The organism is Enterobacter cloacae complex sp. 2024EL-00214, from assembly GCF_043945575.1.
GTDB lineage: Bacteria > Pseudomonadota > Gammaproteobacteria > Enterobacterales > Enterobacteriaceae > Enterobacter > Enterobacter cloacae_P.
Genome location: NZ_JBIMRC010000016.1, coordinates 61,381 through 84,282 on the forward strand (window position 1 = coordinate 61,381; position 22,902 = coordinate 84,282).

Here is a 22,902-nt window from a genome sequence, read left to right on the forward strand (position 1 = left end):
CTCCCTTCTGTTAATGCAGGAAGGGTAACACTGTCAGCAGTATGAAACTATGCGCGGCGGGGAAAACAGGAAGAAGCCTCGCAAAACGAGGCTTCCTGAGAGGCTTAATCGCAGGTGACGATCTTCATCGCCAGGCCACCGCGAGAGGTTTCGCGGTATTTGGCGTTCATATCTTTACCGGTTTCGTACATGGTTTCGATAACTTTATCGAGGCAGACGCGCGGTTCACTGGTACGGCGCAGCGCCATACGTGCCGCGTTTACCGCCTTCACCGAGGCGATAGCGTTACGCTCGATGCAAGGCACCTGCACCTGTCCTGCAACCGGGTCACAGGTCAACCCCAGGTTGTGTTCCATGCCGATTTCCGCTGCAATGCACACCTGAGCCGGGCTTGCCCCCAGCAGTTCTGCCAGACCTGCCGCAGCCATTGAACAGGCCACGCCCACTTCACCCTGACAGCCCACTTCCGCCCCGGAAATGGATGCGTTCATTTTGTACAGTGAACCAATCGCACTGGCGACCAGCATGTAACGTGCCAGAGAGTTCGCATTTACTTCACGAATAAACTTGTCGTAGTACGCCAGCACAGCCGGAACAATGCCGCAGGCACCGTTGGTTGGTGCTGTCACCACGCGGCCACCCGCAGCGTTCTCTTCGTTAACGGCCAGCGCGAACATGTTGATCCAGTCCACTACGGCCATCGGGTCAGTCGTCGTTTTGTCGGTGCTGACCAACATGCGGCGCAGTGCCGCCGCACGGCGTGGTACGCGAAGTTTACCCGGCAGAACACCCTCGGTGGTGATGCCGCGTTCAATACCGCTGCGCATCACTTCCCAGACGTTGGCAAAGTGCTGTTCAAGCTCTTCTTTGCTGTGCAATGCCAGTTCGTTTTTCATCATCAGGCCAGAGAGAGACAGACCTGTCTCCTGACAGTGACGCTGTAAATCCGCCGCGTTTTTATACGGATACGGTACCTCAACGGAGGAATTGTTCGTCTGACCAAAGTGGTCTTCGTCGACGATAAAACCGCCGCCGATGGAGTAGTAAGTCTGGCTGTAAATCGCCTTGTCGCCTGCCAGCGCGGTAATGCGCATGCCGTTTTCGTGCAGCGACAGGTTGTCGGCATGGAAATTCATGCACTGATCAACCGGGAACTCAACTTCATGCTCACCGTTTGCCAGCAGCAAACGACCATGCGTATTGACGTCCTGGATGAATCCCGGAATCGTATCAATATCAACGGTATCCGGCAGGTTTCCTGCCAGGCCCATGATAATGGCGATATCCGTATGGTGACCTTTACCGGTCAGGGAGAGAGAACCGTATACATCGACAACTACGCGGGTAACGTCGTGCAACATGCCGCGTGCAATCAAGTCATCCGTGAATTGTTTACCTGCTTTCATTGGTCCGACGGTGTGAGAGCTGGAAGGACCAATACCGATTTTGAAGATATCGAATACGCTAATCATGATGCGTCCATTGCTATCAGTCAGAGAGGAGGAGTGCGCCGCCCAGGGGCGGCGCAGGAGGTATTAGCTGAAGAGCGAGAAGAAAATGGCGGAGATGGCAATCAGACCCATAATCACAACGAATACGTTGCTGATATGGCCGCTGTATTTACGCATCGCAGGCACTTTCTGAATCGCGTACATCGGCATCAGGAACAGAATCATCGCGATAACCGGGCCACCCAGGGTTTCAATCATACCCAGGATGCTTGGGTTCAGGGTGGCTACCGCCCAGGTGGTGACCAGCATGAACAGTGCAGTGATTTTGTTCAGTTTGTTGATTTCAATGCTCTTGCCTTTACCGCGCAGAGATTTAATCACCATACCGTTGAAACCTTCACGTGCGCCCAGGTAGTGGCCCAGGAAGGATTTGGTGATAGCGATAATCGCGATGATAGGTGCCATCCACGCAATCAACGGAGCGTTAAAGTGGTTTGCCAGGTAAGACAGAATAGAGATGTTCTGCTCTTTCGCCGCAACCAGATCTGTCGGGGAGAGGCTCAGTACGCAGCTGAAGACGAAGAACATCACGGTCAGCACCATCATGATGTGTGCACGTGCCAGGATGCTGGAACATTTCTTCTCTGCGCCATTGCCGTACTCTTCACGCTTCGCAACCGCGAAGGAGGAGATGATCGGGGAGTGGTTGAAGGAGAACACCATCACAGGGATTGCCAGCCACAGGGTCAACAGCAGGCCGTTACCGGTTGCGGATGCGCTGCTCAGGGACAGGGTTTCCAGTGCTGCACCGTTCCACTGCGGGATCAGGTAGCACGCCAGCACCATCAAGGCTGCCACAAACGGGAACACCAGAATGCTCATCGCTTTAACAATCATCTGCTCACCGAAGCGTACGATGGTCATCATACCGACGATCAGGATCAGAGACAGAATGGCACGCGGAGGTGGCGTCATGTGCAACTGGTGCAGCATGAAGCTCTCTACGGTGTTGGTGATTGCCACGCTATACACCAACAGGATTGGGTAAATTGCAAAGAAGTAGAGCAGGGTAATCAGTTTACCTGCGCCTACGCCAAAGTGTTCTTCAACAACTTCGGTGATGTCTTCACCCGGGTTTTTACCGGACAGCACGAAGCGGGTCAGACCGCGGTGTGCAAAGAAGGTCATCGGGAAGGCGATGATTGCCATGATGATCAGCGGAACCAAACCGCCGACACCTGCGTTAATAGGAAGGAATAGTACACCAGCGCCGATTGCTGTGCCGTAAAGGCCAAGCATCCACATGGTATCCGTTTTGCGCCAACCACTTCGGGATTCAATCGAAGCAACGGTGCTGGTTTGAGTGGTTTCCATCTGTATCTCCTGGAGGAAGCAAATTGTCAGGTTTCTAGTCTAATCCGATGAAAAAGGGCCTGACGGTAATATGAAATTCGTTCAGTGACGGTTTTTTAATAATTTTTGCCCGTAACTATTGGCGGGCGGAAAGATACATTTTAGTTATGAGTGTATCAGTGATCACGATCCCAAATGCAATAATCCACTTTTGATGTGGGCATCTTTAGACCATTTATCTATTAAAAAAACATCAAAGAGAATTTACGGGCGCGAAGGCTACCATTAACAACATGTGACCTGAAAGGCTGGCCAGTGAGATAGGCGTCTTACGCTGTAAAGAAATGGGATTTTAGGATTTTCTGGCAGATAATTTTGATTAAGGCTGATAATTTCCGGTTTGAAAAATGAGGTAATCGTTTGCGTATTGGCTGGTTTTGTAAATGACATAAGAGATATGCATCAGTTGTCAGGGAGTTATAAAGGAAATAAAAAAGCCGGATAGCGATCCGGCTTGAAAGGGTTTTGTGCTGATAGTCAGGTGCAGATTTCGTAGCAAGGAATATAGGCTGAACCCGGTAGCTTCATGCGGTGCTGGGCCACAAAGCCCTGCAGCATGTCATCCATGCGGCGCATCATCTCTCGATCGCCGTGAATTTTGTATGGGCCAAACTCCTCGATAGCGCGGATACCCATCTCTTTCACGTTACCTGCCACGATACCGGAGAAGGCGCGGCGCAGATCGGCTGCCAGAACCTCTACGGGTTGATCCGGATAGAGCTTCAGGTTGGCCATATTCTCGTGCGAAGGTTCGAACGGGATCTGCAGATCCGGCGCAATGCGGATTGACCAGTTAAAGCTGTAGGCATCGCCGGTGTCACGACGATTCTCTTTCACCAGTGGCATCGCTTTTTTCATCTGGCGTGCTACTTCTGCCGCATCGTCAATGATAATGCGATAGTGACGACGCGCAGCTTCACCCAGTGTATGCACGATAAACTCGTCCAGTACGCGGAAGTAGTCGGCACTCTCTTTCGGCCCGGTCAGGATCAGCGGCAGAACCTGATCTTTGTTGGCCGGGTTCATCAGGATCCCCAGCAGATAAAGCAGCTCTTCCGCCGTACCCACACCACCAGGGAAGATGATGATGCCGTGGGCGATACGGACAAACGCCTCAAGGCGTTTTTCGATATCCGGCATGATAATCAGCTCATTAACCAGTGGGTTAGGTGGTTCAGCTGCGATAATGGACGGTTCGGTCATACCGATAAAACGTCCCTCTTTATAGCGTTGCTGCGCGTGTCCCACCGCTGCACCTTTCATTGGCGCTTCCATCGCCCCCGGGCCGCAGCCGGTACAGATGTTCAGTTCGCGCAGACCAAGCTGTGTCCCCACCCGACGGGCATAGAGGTATTCGGTTTCATTAATGGAGTGACCACCCCAGCAGACAACCGTATTCGGCGCTTCGCCGACGTGCAGAGCGCGGGCATTACGTAAAATAGAGAACACCAGGTTGGTGATATGAACTGAGCTTTCCAGATCGAGATGCTGGAAGCGGTCGGCGTTGTGGATCTGCCCGTTAACAAACAGGATGTCACGCAGCACGGCAAACAGGTTGGCCTGCAGGGAACGAATAATGCGCCCGTCGACAAAGGCCTCTTCCGGCGGGTTGATGACCTCAAGTTTCACACCGCGCTCGCGGCGCAGCACGTTGATGTCAAAACTTTCGAAGCGGGACAGCAGTTCTTTACTGTTGTCCGTCAGACTACCGGAGTTCAGTACGGCAAGTGAACAGTTACGAAACAGTTGATAAAGATCGCTGCTGGCGGTGCGTTTAAGCATATCCACTTCCAGCTGCGACAACATATCCATTGAGCCAAGCGGGCTAATATGTGTAATCAAGTGAGCTCCTTACGGGACAATTTTCGTCTTTCCCTGTTGATTACAATAGCCCTGGCTTATGACGTTTCACAACCTAAAGCGCGGAATGAACCGCGCATATTTTCAAAAAAAATGTTACTGACGCACCAGACGTCCGGTAGCAGGCACAAAATCGGTATTGGTGCGCCACGGGTTGATATCCAGACCGCCACGGCGGGTGTAGCGCGCATAGACGCTCAGTTTTTCCGGGTGGCAGAAACGCTGAATGTCATTAAAGATGCGCTCCACGCACTGTTCGTGGAATTCGTTGTGATGGCGGAACGACACCAGGTAGCGCAGCAGCTTTTCCCGGTCAATTTTCGGGCCGCGATACTGAATCTGCACTGAGCCCCAGTCCGGCTGATGGGTGATCAGGCAGTTGGACTTCAACAGATGGCTGACCAGCGTCTCTTCGACCACTTTTCCGCTCGCTGCATTTTCGAGGTAATCGGCGCTGAATTCATAGTTAGCCACCTCTATGTCCTGATCGTCGATGCATGCACCGTTGAAGTGGGCAATAGGTTGCCCTTCCAGCTCATGCAGGCGATACAGTGAGACGGTCACCTTACCCTGCGCGCAGGTGCTTAAATCCCGCTCCAGCGTGTGCTGGACATCTTCCCAACTGCGGAATTTTGTCTGGTTAAAGCTGTTGAGGTACAGCTTAAAGCTTTTAGATTCCACCAGGTTAAGACTGGCGTAATCCAGCTCAACGTGACCCACAGCGACCTGCGGCAGGCCGCGCTCGTTAAGCCAGGACAGTTCGTATAACGTCCAGATATCGCCGCCGACAAACGGCAGCGCGTCGGCGTGCAGACCCAGAGGATCGCGGTTCAGGCTGCGCGGTACGCCTTGCAACAGGCTTGCATCGTAGGTGTCGCGGTAATCGGTCGATTTACCCAGCGTTAAGCCCGTTAACGCCTGATGATTTTCGTAAGACATGTTTCATAGCCACTTTACAGGTACACTTATGGGCTGAGTTTATCCTGTCTTACAAGAAGAGAGAAATCGGTGGATATCGAAACTGCAAATGCCCTGACTACCTTCACGACCCGCTACTGCGATGCATGGCAAGAAAAGCAGGGGACGTGGCCGCAAAGTGCTGACTTATATGGTGTACCATCACCGTGCATTATCTCTTCTCTGGACGACCGCGTTATCTGGCAACCAAAACCCTTCACGGGCGAGCAAAATGTAAATGCGGTTGAACGCGCAATGGACATTGTGGTACAACCAGCGATTCATGCGTTTTACACCACGCAATTTGCAGGGGATATGGCCGCACGCTTTGCCGACATATCGCTGACCTTGCTGCAGACCTGGAGCGAAGACGATCTACAGCGCGTTCAGGAAAACCTGATTGGCCATCTGGTCACGCAAAAACGCCTTAAGCTTTCTCCGACTCTCTTTATTGCCACGCTGGACAGTGAACTGGATGTTATCTCCGTCTGCAACCTGTCTGGTGAAGTGATCAAAGAGACTATCGGTACCCGCAACCGCGACACTCTTGCTCCTTCACTTGCGGATTTCCTCACCCGGCTTGAGCCTCTTCTGTAATCCATGATGCTACTGTGCGTGTGAGAGATCTCTTACAAGGTTTGTGAGAGATTGCCGCATTCTTCAGTATTGTCTCAGAGAATTAAGAAAGCTATTGTCATATTTTTCAATGAATTAATTGTTTTTTGAGGCGTCTGGAGAGGTTTCTTGTGGCTTACCACGCTTACAGGGTGGGTTGTAAGACGAAGCGGAATAGCGGATTCTATCTCTGTCGACAGGATGCCGACACGAGAAACGAACATCAGGATGATGGCGTTTCTCACAAAGGACTCGTCAGGATGACGCTGCAGGAAGGCTTCAGGATGAAGCAAAGAGGATAGCGCAGGATGCGTAATGGACACCTCCAGGAAGGAGAACGAGAGCCGGTCAGGATGGTCGGTGGGTCAGGACGGCCAGGACGTTTCAGGATGAAACAGCACATCAGGATGATGTGAGCAGGATGCAAAAGGTTTACGGATGACCATGCCTTCGGGCCTCAGGAAAAGTTGTCACGGATGAGCAGGGAGCACAAATTGTAGCTGGAATGCTGCGGAACGAACCGGGAGCACTGTTTTTACAGTGCTCCCTTTTTTTATTTCTGCGTCCTGCAATGCTATGCTGCGCGCCGTTCAGTTTTTCAGTTGAGGTTACTATGACGCAACACGATAGCGTTCGTGCCCGGTTGCACGCCATCGAAGCACTATTGCGCCAACATCAGCTGTGGCAGGAGACCGCGCCGCAGCCAGAAGCGTTCGCAAGCACCCAGCCGTTTTGCCTGGATACGCTGGCACCGTTTGAGTGGCTCCAGTGGGTGTTAATTCCGCGCATGCACGCGCTGCTCGAAGGTGGCCACCCGCTGCCGCAGACGTTTGCTGTTTCGCCCTATTATGAAATGGCACTTGAGGCGACGCATCCTGCGCGCGACGTGATGCTGCCTGAGTTAGAAAGGCTGGATGCACTGTTTGCCGGTGATGATGCATGATGCTTGAGATCCTCTATCAGGATGAGTGGCTGGTGGCGGTGAATAAACCGTCAGGCTGGCTGGTACACCGTAGCTGGCTGGATCGCGACGAGAAAGTGGTGGTGATGCAAACCGTGCGTGACCAGATTGGTCAGCATGTTTTTACCGCACACCGGCTGGACAGACCGACATCCGGCGTACTGTTGATGGGGCTTTCCAGCGAAGCGGGCCGCCTGTTGGCGCAGCAGTTTGAACAGCATCAGATCCAGAAACGCTACCACGCGATTGTGCGCGGCTGGCTGACGGAGACTGCCCGGCTTGATTATCCGCTGGTGGAAGAGCTGGACAAAATTGCCGATAAATTTGCCCGTGATGACAAAGGCCCGCAGCCCGCCGTGACGGATTATCGCGGCATGGCAACAACAGAAATGCCGGTGGCTACCAGTAAATTCCCCACCACCCGCTATAGTCTGGTTGAGCTTTTGCCCAAAACCGGGCGCAAACATCAGCTCCGCCGTCACCTGAAACATCTTCGCCATCCGATTATTGGCGACAGCAAGCACGGCGATCTGCGCCAGAACCGTAGCGCGGCAGAGCATTTTGGCTGCGATCGTCTGATGCTGCATGCAAGCGAACTGAGCCTGACACACCCGTTTACCGGCGAACCCCTGACCATTCGGGCAGGGCTGGACGACATCTGGATGCAGGCACTGTCACAGTTTGGCTGGCTGGGGCAACTCCCCGAAAATGAAAGGGTTGAGTTTGTACCGGGCAGCGTTCAGGATGAACAGCAAGCGCAATAATTAAGGGAACATAACATGGCTGAAGTTGGTATTTTTGTCGGCACGATGTACGGCAACTCGCTGCTGGTTGCTGAGGAGGCGGAAGCCATCCTTGCGAACCAGGGCCATAAAGCCACGGTCTATGAAGACCCGGAGCTTGCTGACTGGGAAAAGTACAAAGACAAATACATTCTGGTTGTGACCTCCACAACAGGCCAGGGCGATTTACCTGACAGCATCGTACCGCTTTTCCAGGGGATTAAAGACCAGCTTGGTTATCAGCCGGATGTTCACTACGGCATTATCGCCCTCGGTGACAGCTCCTATGCCAATTTTTGTGGCGGCGGTAAGCAGTTTGACGCGCTTTTGCAGGAACAGAGTGCCCAGCGCGTTGGCGACATGTTGCTGATTGATGCCGGTGAACATCCGGAGCCAGAAAGTGAATCGAATCCGTGGGTTGAGCACTGGGCGACCTTGCTGAAATAACGCCCCGCATGAACCGTTGGCCGGGTCAGGTGTCGCCGCCGCCCGGCAACGAACCCCAATTCCATGAAGTCTCTTCCTGCGCGTTGGGCTTATGCCCTAAACAACCTCTCATCATCACCGCAATGTTGTGTTCCTGCACGGTGAGAACATCACTCCCTCCGACATATACTTTTCCCCTCCATGACCAAAAGGGCAGTGCAGATATATGCTTAATGCAGTGAGTATGCGTAAGGGTGACCTATGAAAATTGTGATCGCGCCGGACTCATATAAGGAAAGTTTGAGTGCTCCTGAGGTTGCGACGGCGATAGAACGCGGTTTTCGCGAGATTTTTCCTTCGGCGCACTACGTCAAACTGCCGGTTGCTGATGGTGGCGAAGGTACGGTAGAGGCGATGGTCGCGGCAACTCAGGGGCGAATAGTTCATGTTCCGGTGACCGGCCCGCTGGGTGAGCGCGTGGACGGGTTTTATGGGTTATCCGGCGACGGGCAGCGCGCATTTATTGAGATGGCGGCGGCGAGCGGCCTGGCGCTGGTCGCGCCTTCGCAACGTAACCCATTGAAAACCACCTCATGGGGAACCGGCGAGCTTATTTGTCATGCACTGGATGTTGGTGTGAAACATATCATTATCGGCATTGGTGGCAGTGCAACCAATGACGGTGGTGCGGGTATGGTGCAGGCGCTGGGGGCAAAACTGCTTGATGCCAAAGCGCAACGCATTGGGCCAGGTGGCGGCGAATTGTCACGGCTGACGCATATCGATCTGAGCGAGATGGACAACCGTCTGGCTGATTGCCGGATTGAGGTGGCCTGTGATGTGACCAATCCGCTCATCGGCGAAGAGGGCGCGTCAACGGTGTTTGGGCCACAGAAGGGGGCCACGCCGGAGATGGTCGTCACCCTGGACAACGCGCTTGCCCACTACGCGCGGGTTATTGCCCGGGATCTGAGTATTGATGTGACAAACCTCGCCGGTGGCGGGGCGGCTGGCGGAATGGGGGCGGCACTGTACGCCTTTTGTGGCGCTCAGTTGCGCCAGGGCATCGACATTGTCACGGATGCGTTGCACCTGGCGGAGCAGGTCGCCGATGCGGATCTGGTTATCACGGGTGAAGGGCGTATTGACAGCCAGACTATCCACGGCAAAGTGCCTGTCGGCGTGGCGAGAGTCGCCAAACGCTACAACAAACCGGTTATTGGTATTGCGGGTAGTCTGACGGCGGATGTCGGCGTGGTGCATGAACACGGTATCGACGCGGTGTTTAGCGTGCTTTATACCATTTGTTCGCTGGAAGATGCGCTGGATAATGCCAGCGAGAATGTGCAGCTGGCGGCGAGGAATATTGCGGCGGTGCTGAAAGTGGGACAGGGGTTGAAACGCTGAATGCCGGGTCAGGCGACGTCGCCGCCCGGCAATGGTTCTAGTTTCCCAATAACTTCATCGCTTCCCGCGTCACATTATCCATCTCATCCAGCAGTTCCAGAAACTCCGGTTCAAGCTCCGATTCTGGCATGCCAGCTCGTAGCTGTTGCTCCAGCAACTGGCAGAGATTTTTCAGCCGTGGTACCCCGCTGTAGCCGCAGCTGCCGTGCAGCTTGTGGATGGCCTCCAGCAGATCCTCCGGGTTCTCTCCCACCAGTTGTTCTTCAATCTTATTCCGAATTTCCGGCAGGAACGCGACCAGCATTTGCAGCATTTCACGGGCTAAATCGGCCTTCCCGGCCGCCTGGCGTAGCGCAAGCTGCCAGTCAAAAGTGGCATTATGGTTGATGTTGATCTCAACCGGTTCGGCAGAAACGGTATACGTCCCGCTGATATGTCCCGGTTTATAGCGCAGCAACAGGTTGTGCAGCTTTTCTTCGTCAATCGGTTTTGCCAGATAATCATTCATTCCGGCGCTCAGAAGTTTCTCTTTCTGACCGGCCATCGCATGTGCTGTCACGGCAATGACCGGGGTTTGCTGCTGGTGCGGGAGCTGGTGTATCAGCTCACAGGCGCGAATACCGTCCATACCTGGCATCTGAATATCCATCAGAATTAAGTCGAACTGCATCTGTTTAGCCTGTTCGACCGCCTGAGCACCGCTGGCACACAGTTCAACGTGCTGAACCTGATCCTCAAGCAGTACACCTATCAGCTTCAGGTTGGCCGGATTATCATCCACCGCCATGACGCTCATCGGCAGCTTTTGTTCATCGTCAATCAGCGGCACGGCATGCTGGCTCAGGCGACAATACTCCGTGAGTGCTGGCAGCAAGCGTGTGGCGGTGAGTGGCTTAAGCAGGCAGGCGGCCGCTCCGTCATTTTTCAACTCTTCCGCGTTGATTTGGGCATGACACGGCAGGGCAAGCAGCAGGTAATCGGTCATTGATGCAGCTTTCGCCAGGCGCTCCTGTTGCATCGTGAGTTCGCCGGTAAAGGTGACCGGGACCCCCATCAGCAAAATATCGTAATGCTCGACGGCCAGTGCAGAGAACGTTGGGCTGTAGACAACCTCCAGCGGCGTGGTGCTTAAAATATCCAGCGTACACTGTGCCGCCGCTGCGTTAGGCTCAACATAGGCCAGACGCATTCCTTTCAGGCAATCCGTCACCGGGATATCTGTCAATACGTTCGGATTGAGGTCCAGGCTAATATGGAACCAGAAGGTTGACCCACGGTTTGGCTGACTGTGGAAAGAGATATCTCCGCCCATCTCTTTCACCAGTTTTTGCGTGATCACCAGCCCCAGACCCGTACCGCCGTGGCGGCGGGAAATGCTCGCATCTGCCTGACGGAACGCCTGGAAAAGACGCGACTGGTCGCGCTCCGGAATACCGATACCCGTATCGCGGATCTGAACTTCAATCTGTACCTTGTTATTACTGAGCGCCCGTTTTTCGACCAGAATGTCGATGTTGCCGCTTTCAGTAAACTTGATGGCGTTACCCACCAGATTGGTGATGACCTGTTGCAGACGCAGCGGGTCACCAATGACGTTATCCGGCACGTCGTTCTTGATATTGAGCGTCAGCTCCAGCCCTTTGTCGTGTGATGAGTGGGCGAGCAACGTCACCACTTCATCGAGCGTACTGCGCAGCGGGAAGGGAATGCTCTCCAGAAGCAGCTTACCGGCTTCCAGCTTGGAGAAGTCCAGCACGTCGTTGATGATAGCCAGCAGGTTATTGGCCGAGCGTTCAATGGTGTGCAGGTGATCGCGCTGGGTTGGGTTAAGCTCGCTTTTCAGCGTCAGGCGGGTAAAGCCGATCACGCCATTTAGCGGCGTGCGCAGCTCGTGCGACATATTTGCCAGGAATTCAGATTTAATGCGCGCCGCTTCCTGGGCGCGTTTTTTCGCCAGATCCAGCTCGACGTTCTGAATCTCCATCTGCTCCAGCGTTTCACGCAGATCGGAGGTGGCCTGGTCGACGTTATGCTGCATCTCCTCGTGGTATGCCGCCAGCGACATCGCCATCGAGTTAATGCCGTTTTTCAGCATATCCAGTTCGCCCAGCATAAATCCTTCCACACGACTGTCGAGCTGGCCCCGCCGGATGCGGTCAACGGTGTTGACCATATTACGGATTGGCCCCGTGACGTCGCGCATCAGTCGCCAGCCAAAGATTAGCGCAATACCGATACAGAACAGCATCATCACGCCGGAGATAAAAATCTCTTTGTACTGCTGCAGCCGTACAGACTTGAGATCCAGCTCCAGCGCCACATATCCCAGCATATTATTGGTGGATTTGGCGTCGGACTGGGCAGACTCATCAGGGGAGTAACTTTCCGAGATAATAGGCGTGCGCAGGATCATGATATCGCCATGCCGCATTACGCTGAGATTGCGCGGGAACGGCGTACCGTCCGGGATTTTCAGTTCCGCAGGGTCGAGATGAAAATTCGAGGTTACGAACAGGCGGTTATGCTCATCGTAAACGGAAATGGCGCGCACGATCTCCGAGTGTCGACGATGCAACACACTGATTAACTGACCAATAGATTCGCGGTTTTGCAGGTTCATCCCGTACTCACTGGAGACGGCCAGCGGTTCAATAATGCTGGCTCCGGCATCTTCCAGTTGTCGCTGCAAATCGTTATAGCGATGCACCACAAAGAAGATACTCAGCAGCAAACCGATAAGTACGGTGGGGGCGAGGATCAAAATCATCATGCGTGCACGCAGGCTGTAGTTGGTCATGGCGTTCCGTTATGGGACAATTAGGGTCACTAAATTTATTTGAGAACAATCTCAGCGATGGCGCAATTCTACTCTGCAAAGCGACGCGTGACGACGCGTCAGATCATAACTGTTGAAGCCACAGACCTCGATCCCTTTGGTCAGGGGGTTGCGCGTCATAATGGTAAAGCATTGTTTATAACAGGTTTGCTGCCAACAGAACGAGCAGAAATTACGCTGACGGAAGATAAGCGCCAGTACGCGCGTGGCCAGGTGAAGCGCCGACTGAGTGATAGCCCTGAACGCGTGGTGCCGCGCTGCCCGCATTTTGGCGTCTGTGGCGGCTGTCAGCAACAGCATGCCAGCATAGGTTTACAGCAAAAAAGTAAAAGTAGCGCACTGGCGCGCCTGCTTAAGCATGAGGTTAACGAGATTATCGCCGACCAGCCCTGGGGTTACCGTCGTCGCGCCCGTCTGAGCCTCAACTATCAGCCAAAAACCGGGCGGCTGGAGATGGGGTTTCGCAAGGCCAGCTCCAGCGATATCGTCGATATCAGGCAGTGCCCCATTTTGGTGCCCCATCTTGAGGCGTTGCTCCCGGAAGTGCGCACCTGTCTGTCTGAGCTGGATGGGGTTCGTCACCTCGGACACGTTGAACTGGTTCAGGCAAACAATGGCCCGCTGATGGTGCTGCGCCATACCGCGCCACTGTCGAAAAAAGACCGTGAAAAACTGGAACGCTTTTCGCATTCCCACGAGCTGGTGCTTTTCCTCGCCCCACAAAGCGAGATACTAGAACAGGTTACAGGAGATGCGCCCTGGTATGCGTCAAACGGGCTACGCTTAACGTTCAGCCCGCGGGATTTCATCCAGGTAAATGATGGCGTGAATCAGAAGATGATTGAACAGGCGTTGTCATGGCTGGATGTACAAAAGAGTGACCGGGTGCTCGATCTGTTCTGCGGTATGGGGAATTTCACGCTGCCATTGGCTCAGAAAGCGGCAAGTGTGGTGGGGGTAGAAGGTGTTGAGGCGCTGGTTGCCAAAGGGCAAGAAAATGCCCGACAGAACGGTTTGCAAAATGTGACATTTTTTCACCAAAATCTTGAGGAAGATGTCACTCAGCAGCCGTGGGCAACGCAGGGCTTCGACAAAATTCTGCTCGACCCGGCCCGGGCAGGCGCACCTGGCGTGATGCAACATATTATTAAACTCGCGCCGAAGCGTGTGGTCTATGTTTCCTGTAACCCGGCAACGCTTGCGCGGGATAGTGAGGCATTAATCAGCGCGGGTTACCAGATTCAGCGTCTGGCAATGCTGGACATGTTCCCGCACACTGGGCATCTGGAATCAATGGTGTTGTTTGAGCATATAGATACACTAAATAATTCGAGTTGCAGGACAAAACGCTCTGGCGTTTTGAACAGCGCTTGCGCTGGCCCCGAAGGGGCGAGGCCGCAGGCCGAGTAACGCGGCAAACGAATGAATCACCAGGAGCTTACATAAGTAAGTGACTGGGGTGAGTGAGTGCAGCCAACGCACATGCAGCTTGAAGTATGACGGGTATAATTAGTTTGGCTTGTCGACTTCGACAGGCCCAGGTCCCTAAAGGAGAGGACAATGGTTGCGGTAAGAAGTGCACATCTCAATAAAGCTGGGGAGTTTGACCCACAAAAATGGATCGCAAGTCTGGGGATTTCCAGCCAGCAGTCGTGTGAACGCTTAACCGAAACCTGGGCCTATTGTCTACGCACCACACAGGGGCATCCGGACGCTGATTTGCTGTTGTGGCGCGGCGTGGAGATGGTCGAAATTTTATCCATGCTGAACATGGATATCGAAACGCTGCAGGCCGCGCTTCTGTTCCCATTAGCCGATGCTGATGTGGTCACTGAAGATGTACTGCGAGAAAGCGTCGGTAAATCTGTCGTCGCGTTGATCCACGGCGTGCGCGATATGGCAGCCATCCGCCAGCTTAAGGCTGCGCACACTGATTCCGTCTCTTCAGAACAGGTCGATAACGTTCGCCGCATGCTGCTGGCAATGGTGGATGACTTCCGCTGCGTGGTTATCAAGCTTGCCGAGCGAATTGCGCACCTGCGTGAAGTGAAGGATGCACCTGAAGACGAGCGCGTACTGGCTGCCAAAGAGTGTACAAACATCTATGCGCCACTGGCGAACCGCTTAGGGATCGGGCAGCTGAAATGGGAGCTGGAAGATTACTGTTTCCGCTACCTGCACCCGGCAGAATATAAGCGCATTGCTAAACTGCTGCATGAACGCCGTATTGACCGCGAACACTATATCGATGAGTTTGTCGGCGGACTGCGTCTGGCGATGAAAGAAGAGAATGTGCGCGCCGAAGTCTATGGTCGACCAAAACACATCTACAGTATCTGGCGCAAAATGCAGAAGAAACATCTCGCCTTCGACGAGCTGTTCGACGTGCGTGCGGTGCGCATCGTGGCGGAACGTCTGCAGGACTGCTACGCCGCGCTGGGGATAGTGCATACTCACTTCCGCCACCTGCCGGATGAGTTCGATGACTATGTCGCGAACCCGAAACCTAACGGCTACCAGTCTATTCATACCGTTGTGCTCGGCCCTGGCGGCAAAACGGTTGAAATTCAGATCCGCACCAAACAGATGCACGAAGACGCCGAGCTGGGCGTGGCCGCGCACTGGAAATACAAAGAGGGTACCTCTGGCGGTGCACGATCTGGTCATGAAGATCGTATCGCCTGGCTGCGTAAGCTGATTGCGTGGCAGGAAGAGATGGCCGATTCTGGCGAGATGCTCGACGAAGTGCGTAGCCAGGTCTTCGATGACCGGGTATACGTCTTTACGCCGAAAGGCGATGTTGTCGACCTGCCTGCTGGTTCAACACCGCTCGACTTTGCCTACCACATTCACAGTGATGTGGGGCACCGCTGCATTGGCGCGAAGATTGGCGGGCGAATTGTGCCGTTCACCTATCAGCTGCAGATGGGCGACCAGATTGAAATCATCACCCAGAAACAGCCAAACCCAAGCCGGGACTGGCTGAACCCGAACCTGGGTTATGTCACCACCAGCCGCGGGCGCTCCAAAATTCATGCCTGGTTCCGCAAGCAGGATCGTGACAAGAATATCCTTGCCGGTCGCCAGATCCTGGACGACGAGCTGGAACATATCGGGATTAGCCTCAAAGAAGCTGAAAAACATCTGCTGCCGCGTTACAACTTCAATGAGCTTGATGAGCTGTTAGCGGCCATTGGTGGCGGTGATATCCGTCTGAATCAGATGGTGAATTTCCTGCAGGCGCAGTTTAACAAGCCAAGTGCGGCAGAACAGGATGCGGCCGCGCTGAAACAGCTTCAGCAAAAAAACTATGCACCGCAGCAGCGCAGCAAAGACAACGGTCGCGTGGTTGTGGAAGGCGTGGGCAATCTGATGCACCACATTGCCCGCTGCTGCCAGCCGATTCCGGGAGACGATATCGTCGGCTTTATCACGCAGGGGCGTGGGATCTCAATTCACCGTTCTGACTGTGATCAGCTTGCTGAGCTGCAGTCGCATGCGCCGGAGCGTATCGTGGAAGCGGTCTGGGGAGAAAGCTACTCCTCCGGTTACTCGCTGGTGGTGCGCGTTACCGCTAACGACCGTAGCGGCTTGCTGCGCGATATCACGACCATTCTTGCCAACGAGAAAGTTAACGTGCTGGGCGTTGCCAGCCGCAGCGATACCCGCGAACAGCTTGCCACCATCGATATGACCATCGAAATCTATAACCTGCAGGTGCTGGGCCGCGTGCTTGGCAAACTGAACCAGGTGCCGGATGTGATTGACGCACGTCGCCTGCACGGCGGTTAAGCGCCCTCTTCGACAGGCCGGGTCAGGCGCAGCCGCCACCCGGCATTTCTTTTTTTCATCAGGACAGAATTATGACTCAAATCGACCGCCTGCTCGGCATCATGCAACGCCTGCGCGACCCGGAAAACGGCTGTCCGTGGGACAAAGAGCAGACTTTTGCCACCATCGCCCCATACACCCTCGAAGAGACCTATGAAGTGCTGGACGCCATTTCACGCGAGGATTTTGACGACCTGCGCGGCGAGCTGGGTGACCTGCTTTTCCAGGTCGTATTCTATGCGCAGATGGCACAGGAAGAGGGACGTTTTGATTTTGACGACATCTGCGCGGCCATCAGTTCCAAACTGGAACGCCGCCATCCGCATATCTTTGGTGATGCTACTGCAGACAACAGCGCCGAAGTGCTGGCCCGCTGGGAGCAGATTAAAAGCGCCGAGCGTGCTGAAAAATCCCAGCACTCTGCGCTGGACGACATCCCGCTGAGCCTGCCTGCACTGATGCGTGCGCAAAAAATGCAGAAACGCTGCTCCACCGTGGGGTTTGACTGGACATCTCTTGGCCCGGTGCTGGAAAAAGTGTATGAAGAGATAGACGAAGTGATGCACGAAGCGCAGCAGGCCGTCGTGGATGAAGCAAAGCTGGAAGAGGAGATGGGTGACCTGCTGTTTGCCACGGTCAATCTTTCCCGCCATCTGGGAGTAAAAGCGGAAACCGCGCTGCAAAAAGCCAGCATTAAGTTTGAACGTCGTTTTCGCGAAGTTGAGCGAATTGTGGCTTCGCGCGGCCTGGAAATGACCGGAATTGACCTCGAAGAGATGGAAGAAGTCTGGCAGGAAGTAAAACGCCAGGAATCTGATCTCTAACGGAATTTTGCGATCAAGCGCAATTTGTGTGATTTTTTAAATGACAAGCGCTTGATTTGCGTCAAAAACATTTACCCAAAACGGGCTATTTTCTCACTCCTTATGTTTGTCATCGCCTGGAAAGGAGACGGAGAATGAAAGTTTGTGGCGCTCGCCGTGTTCGGGTATACTACTTTCCCGTCCTGGTTATTCCATCGTTTCACCCTAACTTCTCAGGTTCAGCATGACAACGAACTATATTTTTGTGACCGGCGGGGTCGTATCCTCTCTGGGTAAAGGCATTGCCGCAGCCTCCCTCGCAGCCATTCTTGAAGCCCGTGGCCTCAATGTGACCATGATGAAACTGGATCCGTACATCAACGTCGATCCTGGCACCATGAGCCCAATCCAACACGGGGAAGTGTTCGTTACTGAAGACGGCGCTGAAACCGATCTGGATCTTGGCCACTACGAGCGTTTCATCCGTACCAAAATGACCCGTCGTAATAACTTCACGACTGGCCGTATCTACTCCGACGTTCTGCGTAAAGAGCGCCGTGGTGACTATCTGGGTGCTACCGTTCAGGTTATCCCGCACATCACTAACGCAATCAAAGAACGCATTATTGCGGGTGGCGAAGGCCATGACGTTGTGCTGGTTGAAATCGGCGGTACTGTAGGTGATATCGAATCCCTGCCGTTCCTGGAAGCGATTCGCCAGCTGGCGGTCGATATTGGTCGTGAACATGCGCTGTTCATGCACCTGACGCTGGTGCCTTACCTGGCGGCGGCTGGTGAAGTGAAAACCAAGCCGACTCAGCACTCTGTGAAAGAACTGCTCTCCATCGGTATTCAGCCTGACATCCTGGTTTGCCGTTCCGATCGCGCTGTTCCGGCGAACGAACGTGCGAAAATTGCATTGTTCTGTAACGTGCCTGAAAAAGCCGTTATTTCAATGAAAGATGTCGATTCCATTTATAAAATCCCGGGCCTGTTGAAATCACAGGGTCTGGACGATTATATTTGTAAACGATTCAGCCTGAACTGTCCGGAAGCTAACCTGTCTGAATGGGAACAGGTTATTTACGAAGAAGCTAATCCGGCAGGTGAAGTGACTATCGGTATGGTCGGCAAGTACATTGAGCTGCCGGATGCCTATAAGTCCGTTATCGAAGCGCTGAAACACGGCGGTCTGAAGAACCGCGTCTCCGTTAACATCAAGCTGATTGATTCGCAGGATGTTGAAACGCGTGGCGTAGAAATTCTGAAAGGTCTGGATGCGATTCTGATCCCTGGTGGCTTTGGCTACCGTGGTGTGGAAGGCAAGATCGCCACTGCACGCTATGCGCGTGAAAACAATATTCCATACCTCGGCATCTGCCTGGGTATGCAGGTTGCGCTGATCGAATTTGCGCGCAACGTAGCAGGAATGGAAAACGCGAACTCTACGGAATTTGTGCCAGACTGTAAGTACCCTGTCGTGGCGCTTATCACTGAATGGCGTGACGAAGACGGTAACGTTGAAGTCCGTACAGAGAAGAGCGATCTGGGTGGCACAATGCGTCTTGGCGCACAGGCCTGCCAGTTGTCCGACGATAGCGTGGTTCGCAAGCTGTATGGCGAGCCAACCATTACTGAGCGCCATCGTCACCGCTACGAAGTCAACAACATGTTGTTGAAACAAATTGAAGCTGCGGGTCTGCGTGTTGCGGGCCGTTCCGGGGATGATCAGTTAGTCGAGATCATTGAGGTGCCTAACCATCCGTGGTTCGTTGCCTGCCAATTCCACCCGGAATTTACTTCTACGCCGCGTGATGGACATCCGCTGTTTGCAGGCTTTGTGAAGGCCGCCAGCGATTACCAGAAGCGTCAGGCGAAGTAAAAAAGTTAGAACGGCAACGCGTACCTTTGGTACGCGTTGTTTGTCTGGAGTTTTAGTTTAACTTGTACTGAGGAAAATCTAATGTCCAAAATCGTTAAAGTCATCGGTCGTGAAATCATCGACTCCCGTGGTAACCCGACCGTTGAAGCTGAAGTTCACCTGGAAGGTGGTTTCGTCGGTATGGCAGCTGCTCCATCAGGTGCTTCTACTGGTTCCCGCGAAGCGCTGGAACTGCGCGATGGCGACAAATCCCGTTTCATGGGCAAAGGCGTACTGAAAGCTGTTGGCGCTGTAAACGGTCCTATTGCTCAGGCAATCCTTGGCAAAGACGCCAAAGACCAGGCTGGCATCGACAAGATCATGATCGATCTGGACGGTACTGAAAACAAATCTAACTTCGGTGCGAACGCCATCCTGGCCGTTTCTCTGGCGAACGCCAAAGCGGCAGCTGCTGCGAAAGGTATGCCTCTGTTCGAGCACATCGCTGAACTGAACGGCACCCCAGGCAAATACTCCATGCCAGTACCAATGATGAACATCATCAACGGTGGTGAGCACGCAGATAACAACGTTGATATTCAGGAATTCATGATTCAGCCAGTTGGCGCGAAATCCCTGAAAGAAGCGGTACGTATGGGTTCTGAAGTGTTCCACAACCTGGCTAAAGTTCTGAAAGCTAAAGGTATGAACACTGCTGTTGGTGACGAAGGTGGCTATGCGCCAAACCTGGGTTCTAACGCCGAAGCACTGGCTGTAATCGCTGAAGCGGTTAAAGCAGCTGGCTATGAGCTGGGCAAAGACATCACCCTGGCAATGGACTGTGCAGCATCTGAATTCTACAAAGACGGTAAATACGTTCTGGCTGGCGAAGGCAACAAAGCGTTCACCTCTGAAGAGTTCACTCACTTCCTGGAAGACCTGACCAAACAGTACCCAATCGTTTCTATCGAAGACGGTCTGGACGAGTCTGACTGGGCTGGTTTCGCATACCAGACTAAAGTACTGGGCGACAAAATCCAGCTGGTTGGTGACGATCTGTTCGTAACCAACACCAAGATCCTGAAAGAAGGTATCGATAAAGGCATCGTTAACTCCATCCTGATCAAATTCAACCAGATCGGTTCTCTGACCGAAACTCTGGCTGCGATCAAAATGGCGAAAGACGCTGGCTACACTGCAGTTATCTCTCACCGTTCTGGCGAAACTGAAGATGCTACCATCGCTGACCTGGCTGTTGGTACCGCTGCAGGCCAGATCAAAACAGGTTCTATGAGCCGTTCTGACCGTGTTGCTAAATACAACCAGCTGATTCGTATCGAAGAAGCTCTGGGCGAAAAAGCACCATACAATGGTCGTAAAGAGATCAAAGGCCAGTAATAGCCTTTAATCCCTTGAAATGAAAATGCCAGTCGAATGACTGGCATTTTTTTTGGCTATTTAAAATCGACTTCCATTTGCTCCGGAATAGTCAGCCCCCGGGTGGTCTGAACGCAGCGGGCAATGTAGTCCGTAAAGCGAGGGGGTTTTGGCATCCCCATGCTCAGCAGCTTATCATTGCTGAAGCGCACGTTCAGCGTGGCAAAGGCACCGTATAAACGCATCGCTTTCAACATCAGACGCTCATTGCACGGGCCAAAAATATCCTTCAGCTCGCGACGCATTCTGACCAGCGTTTCGTAGCTCACCTGAGCGTACTTATCACCGACAGGCGCTTTCTCCAGTGCCAGCGCCATTGCGTTATCAATATCCGCAAAACGAACGCTGTTCTCTTCCCCGGCAGAAATATGCACAACTTCCCCTGGACGAGCATTGCTGTAGAGGAGCATTAACAGTGCATCGGCGCAGTAGTCCACCGGCACAACATCGATCTTGTCCTCCATCGAACACATAAATTTTTGCAGCATCAGTCCCATGCTGAAGACCCAGAAAATGCTGCTTGAAGGCGCACAGCCGTGACGGGTATGGCCGACGACGATGGATGGACGGGCAATAAGCAGTGGCAGATTTGGGCAATGCTGACGCATCATCTGCTCAATAGTGGATTTCGAGTACGTATATTCCACCAGGTGCTCGGCGCTCTCTCTGAATTCCGCGCTTTCGGCTACCAGTGAATCCTGCTCCGGCGTACAGGACATGGCTGTACCCACGTGCAGGAAACGCTCTAATGTGGCCACTTGCTCCATGCGGCGAGCCAACGCCAGCGTGCCCTCAACGTTAACTTTCCAGATCAGCGGGTTATTACCAAATGACGCAACGGCTGCGCAGTTAAGAACATGCGTCACCTGTTCCAGACGAGGATCGTCCAGGAAACTCTCAGGCTGGCTGAGATCGCCGATGAGGATATCCTCCGCTTTCAGCGAGGCCAGTTTATCCTCATGGACGTTGAATTTACGCATGTTCTCTTTCACGCGCTCCAGCCCTTTTTGTTGGTCGCTGGCACGCGCGAGCAGGAGTAACCTTACGGGTTCGTTGCTATTAAGGATTTTTTCAAGTGCTGCACCGCCCAGAAATCCGGTCACGCCTGTAATCAATAACGTCTTCATGGATACCGTCTCATTATGATAGATGAGGCGGATTGTAGGCGGGTAAAAGTAAACGGCATTTAAATAAAAAAAAGCCCTGTCGAGTGACATCTTAAGCTTATTTTAAGGTAATGAAATTGGCCGTAGTTTTTTTGACAACAACAGGGGGTGAAAAATTCATTATTTAAACTTAAAATGACTAATTAACTGTTTTAAAAGATTTTTATCTTATGGAGTTAGTTACGTCTAACTGTAAAAACTAAAATAATTTGTTACATTATGAATTCATGTGATGAATAAATAAAAGAGCCTCAGGCGGCACAGTTAAACCGGAAAATAAAAATAGCAGACAAAAATGAAATAATCGGTTTACCGCTTTTTCACATCAATTTTTCCTCAAAGCACCGATGGAGCATGATCCTCAGGCGGGGATCTGCGATACTTATCGTTTATCCCCTTAACTGAGATGACTATGCAGTACCCGATTAACGAGATGTTCCAGACCCTGCAAGGCGAGGGTTACTTTACCGGCGTTCCCGCTATCTTTATCCGCTTGCAGGGATGCCCGGTTGGCTGTGCCTGGTGTGATACCAAACATACGTGGGATAAACTCGCAGATCGGGAAGTGTCGCTGTTTAGCATTCTGGCCAAAACCAAAGAGAGCGATAAGTGGGGTGCGGGAAGTTCGGAAGATCTGCTGGCTATCATTGGTCGCCAGGGCTGGACGGCCCGCCATGTGGTGATCACCGGCGGTGAACCCTGCATCCACGACCTGACGCCGTTGACTGAGTTGCTCGAAAAGAACGGCTATAGCTGCCAGATTGAAACCAGCGGTACCCATGAAGTGCGCTGCTCACATGCCACCTGGGTGACGGTATCGCCAAAAGTAAGTATGCGCGGTGGATATGAGGTGCTGTCTCAGGCGCTGGAACGTGCCGATGAGATCAAACATCCGGTTGGTCGCGTGCGTGATATTGAAGCGCTGGATGAACTGCTGGCAACGCTCACCGATGAAAAGCAGCGGGTCATTGCCCTGCAGCCGATCAGTCAGAAAGACGATGCCACGCGTCTGTGCATTGAAACATGTATCGCCCGCAACTGGCGGTTGTCGATGCAGACGCACAAGTATTTGAACATTGCATAAAAAAGCCCGGTC

17 protein-coding genes are annotated in these 22,902 nt (G+C 53.1%); 11 read left to right on the top strand and 6 right to left on the bottom strand.

The window, feature by feature from the left end; genetic code table 11:
* Positions 1-104 precede the first annotated feature (104 nt).
* From sdaB to queF, 4 genes are all read right to left on the bottom strand, one after another.
* Positions 105-1,472, bottom strand: coding sequence for an L-serine ammonia-lyase II (gene sdaB, locus ACHHZ6_RS17335; RefSeq protein ID WP_182918876.1), 1,368 nt, complete (start codon positions 1,470-1,472; stop codon positions 105-107).
* A 63-nt stretch (positions 1,473-1,535) separates the two neighbouring features.
* The gene (locus ACHHZ6_RS17340) at positions 1,536-2,825 is read right to left on the bottom strand and encodes an HAAAP family serine/threonine permease (RefSeq protein WP_182272489.1); all 1,290 of its coding nucleotides are present in this window, start codon (positions 2,823-2,825) and stop codon (positions 1,536-1,538) included.
* A 516-nt stretch (positions 2,826-3,341) separates the two neighbouring features.
* Complete coding sequence (gene ppnN / locus ACHHZ6_RS17345; RefSeq protein WP_182272488.1) at positions 3,342-4,706, bottom strand: nucleotide 5'-monophosphate nucleosidase PpnN; 1,365 nt, start codon at positions 4,704-4,706, stop codon at positions 3,342-3,344.
* Between the two features lie 114 nt (positions 4,707-4,820).
* Positions 4,821-5,663: an NADPH-dependent 7-cyano-7-deazaguanine reductase QueF gene (gene queF, locus ACHHZ6_RS17350; protein WP_182918875.1), complete on the bottom strand. Its 843-nt coding sequence runs from the start codon at positions 5,661-5,663 to the stop codon at positions 4,821-4,823.
* A gap of 69 nt (positions 5,664-5,732) precedes the next feature.
* On the opposite strand from queF, the gene syd reads away from it, so the two are divergent.
* The 5 genes from syd to ACHHZ6_RS17375 all read left to right on the top strand — a co-directional run bounded on the left by syd (position 5,733) and on the right by ACHHZ6_RS17375 (position 9,872).
* Positions 5,733-6,278: a SecY-interacting protein gene (syd, locus tag ACHHZ6_RS17355; RefSeq protein ID WP_182918874.1), complete on the top strand. Its 546-nt coding sequence runs from the start codon at positions 5,733-5,735 to the stop codon at positions 6,276-6,278.
* A 631-nt stretch (positions 6,279-6,909) separates the two neighbouring features.
* Positions 6,910-7,239: a YqcC family protein gene (locus ACHHZ6_RS17360; protein WP_182272485.1), complete on the top strand. Its 330-nt coding sequence runs from the start codon at positions 6,910-6,912 to the stop codon at positions 7,237-7,239.
* On the top strand, positions 7,239-8,021 hold the full coding sequence (gene truC, locus ACHHZ6_RS17365) for a tRNA pseudouridine(65) synthase TruC (RefSeq protein WP_182920060.1): 783 nt from the start codon (positions 7,239-7,241) through the stop codon (positions 8,019-8,021). The genes ACHHZ6_RS17360 and truC overlap by 1 nt, the downstream gene beginning before the upstream one ends.
* 15 nt (positions 8,022-8,036) lie before the next feature.
* Positions 8,037-8,486: a flavodoxin gene (locus ACHHZ6_RS17370; protein WP_182272484.1), complete on the top strand. Its 450-nt coding sequence runs from the start codon at positions 8,037-8,039 to the stop codon at positions 8,484-8,486.
* Between the two features lie 240 nt (positions 8,487-8,726).
* On the top strand, positions 8,727-9,872 hold the full coding sequence (locus tag ACHHZ6_RS17375) for a glycerate kinase (protein WP_395122784.1): 1,146 nt from the start codon (positions 8,727-8,729) through the stop codon (positions 9,870-9,872).
* Between the two features lie 37 nt (positions 9,873-9,909).
* On the opposite strand, the gene barA is transcribed toward ACHHZ6_RS17375, so the two are convergent.
* Positions 9,910-12,669 carry a two-component sensor histidine kinase BarA gene (gene barA / locus ACHHZ6_RS17380; RefSeq protein WP_182272482.1) on the bottom strand — a complete coding sequence of 920 codons (2,760 nt, stop codon included), beginning with the start codon at positions 12,667-12,669 and terminating at the stop codon, positions 9,910-9,912.
* Positions 12,670-12,726: 57 nt separating this feature from the next.
* On the opposite strand from barA, the gene rlmD reads away from it, so the two are divergent.
* From rlmD to eno, 5 genes are all read left to right on the top strand, one after another.
* A complete protein-coding gene (gene rlmD / locus ACHHZ6_RS17385; protein WP_395122785.1) occupies positions 12,727-14,118 on the top strand; it encodes a 23S rRNA (uracil(1939)-C(5))-methyltransferase RlmD in 1,392 nt (463 codons plus the stop codon).
* Positions 14,119-14,268: 150 nt separating this feature from the next.
* Entirely contained in the window at positions 14,269-16,500 is a 2,232-nt protein-coding gene (gene relA, locus ACHHZ6_RS17390) for a GTP diphosphokinase (RefSeq protein ID WP_182272481.1), read from the top strand.
* A gap of 71 nt (positions 16,501-16,571) precedes the next feature.
* Positions 16,572-17,363: a nucleoside triphosphate pyrophosphohydrolase gene (gene mazG / locus ACHHZ6_RS17395; RefSeq protein ID WP_395122786.1), complete on the top strand. Its 792-nt coding sequence runs from the start codon at positions 16,572-16,574 to the stop codon at positions 17,361-17,363.
* 223 nt (positions 17,364-17,586) lie between these two features.
* Positions 17,587-19,224, top strand: coding sequence for a glutamine hydrolyzing CTP synthase (gene pyrG / locus ACHHZ6_RS17400; RefSeq protein ID WP_182272479.1), 1,638 nt, complete (start codon positions 17,587-17,589; stop codon positions 19,222-19,224).
* Between the two features lie 81 nt (positions 19,225-19,305).
* Positions 19,306-20,601: a phosphopyruvate hydratase gene (gene eno / locus ACHHZ6_RS17405; RefSeq protein ID WP_182272478.1), complete on the top strand. Its 1,296-nt coding sequence runs from the start codon at positions 19,306-19,308 to the stop codon at positions 20,599-20,601.
* 56 nt (positions 20,602-20,657) lie between these two features.
* Here eno and ACHHZ6_RS17410 read toward each other — a convergent pair whose 3' ends face one another.
* Positions 20,658-21,767, bottom strand: a complete 1,110-nt coding sequence (locus ACHHZ6_RS17410; RefSeq protein ID WP_182272477.1) for an SDR family oxidoreductase — start codon at positions 21,765-21,767, stop codon at positions 20,658-20,660.
* A 451-nt stretch (positions 21,768-22,218) separates the two neighbouring features.
* On the opposite strand from ACHHZ6_RS17410, the gene queE reads away from it, so the two are divergent.
* Positions 22,219-22,890, top strand: a complete 672-nt coding sequence (queE, locus tag ACHHZ6_RS17415; protein ID WP_182918871.1) for a 7-carboxy-7-deazaguanine synthase QueE — start codon at positions 22,219-22,221, stop codon at positions 22,888-22,890.
* The last annotated feature ends 12 nt before the right edge of the window (positions 22,891-22,902 follow it).

What these genes read in the sequence shown, in the direction of transcription:
- mazG (WP_395122786.1), top strand. Translation starts at nt 16,572, where the DNA reads ATGACTCAAATCGACCGCCTGCTCGGCATCATGCAACGCCTGCGCGAC.
- pyrG (WP_182272479.1), top strand. Translation starts at nt 17,587, where the DNA reads ATGACAACGAACTATATTTTTGTGACCGGCGGGGTCGTATCCTCTCTG.
- relA (WP_182272481.1), top strand. Translation starts at nt 14,269, where the DNA reads ATGGTTGCGGTAAGAAGTGCACATCTCAATAAAGCTGGGGAGTTTGAC.
- ACHHZ6_RS17370 (WP_182272484.1), top strand. Translation starts at nt 8,037, where the DNA reads ATGGCTGAAGTTGGTATTTTTGTCGGCACGATGTACGGCAACTCGCTG.
- eno (WP_182272478.1), top strand. Translation starts at nt 19,306, where the DNA reads ATGTCCAAAATCGTTAAAGTCATCGGTCGTGAAATCATCGACTCCCGT.
- barA (WP_182272482.1), bottom strand. Translation starts at nt 12,669, where the DNA reads ATGACCAACTACAGCCTGCGTGCACGCATGATGATTTTGATCCTCGCC.
- rlmD (WP_395122785.1), top strand. Translation starts at nt 12,727, where the DNA reads ATGGCGCAATTCTACTCTGCAAAGCGACGCGTGACGACGCGTCAGATC.
- ACHHZ6_RS17360 (WP_182272485.1), top strand. Translation starts at nt 6,910, where the DNA reads ATGACGCAACACGATAGCGTTCGTGCCCGGTTGCACGCCATCGAAGCA.
- truC (WP_182920060.1), top strand. Translation starts at nt 7,239, where the DNA reads ATGCTTGAGATCCTCTATCAGGATGAGTGGCTGGTGGCGGTGAATAAA.
- ACHHZ6_RS17410 (WP_182272477.1), bottom strand. Translation starts at nt 21,767, where the DNA reads ATGAAGACGTTATTGATTACAGGCGTGACCGGATTTCTGGGCGGTGCA.
- sdaB (WP_182918876.1), bottom strand. Translation starts at nt 1,472, where the DNA reads ATGATTAGCGTATTCGATATCTTCAAAATCGGTATTGGTCCTTCCAGC.
- ACHHZ6_RS17340 (WP_182272489.1), bottom strand. Translation starts at nt 2,825, where the DNA reads ATGGAAACCACTCAAACCAGCACCGTTGCTTCGATTGAATCCCGAAGT.
- ACHHZ6_RS17375 (WP_395122784.1), top strand. Translation starts at nt 8,727, where the DNA reads ATGAAAATTGTGATCGCGCCGGACTCATATAAGGAAAGTTTGAGTGCT.
- queE (WP_182918871.1), top strand. Translation starts at nt 22,219, where the DNA reads ATGCAGTACCCGATTAACGAGATGTTCCAGACCCTGCAAGGCGAGGGT.
- queF (WP_182918875.1), bottom strand. Translation starts at nt 5,663, where the DNA reads ATGTCTTACGAAAATCATCAGGCGTTAACGGGCTTAACGCTGGGTAAA.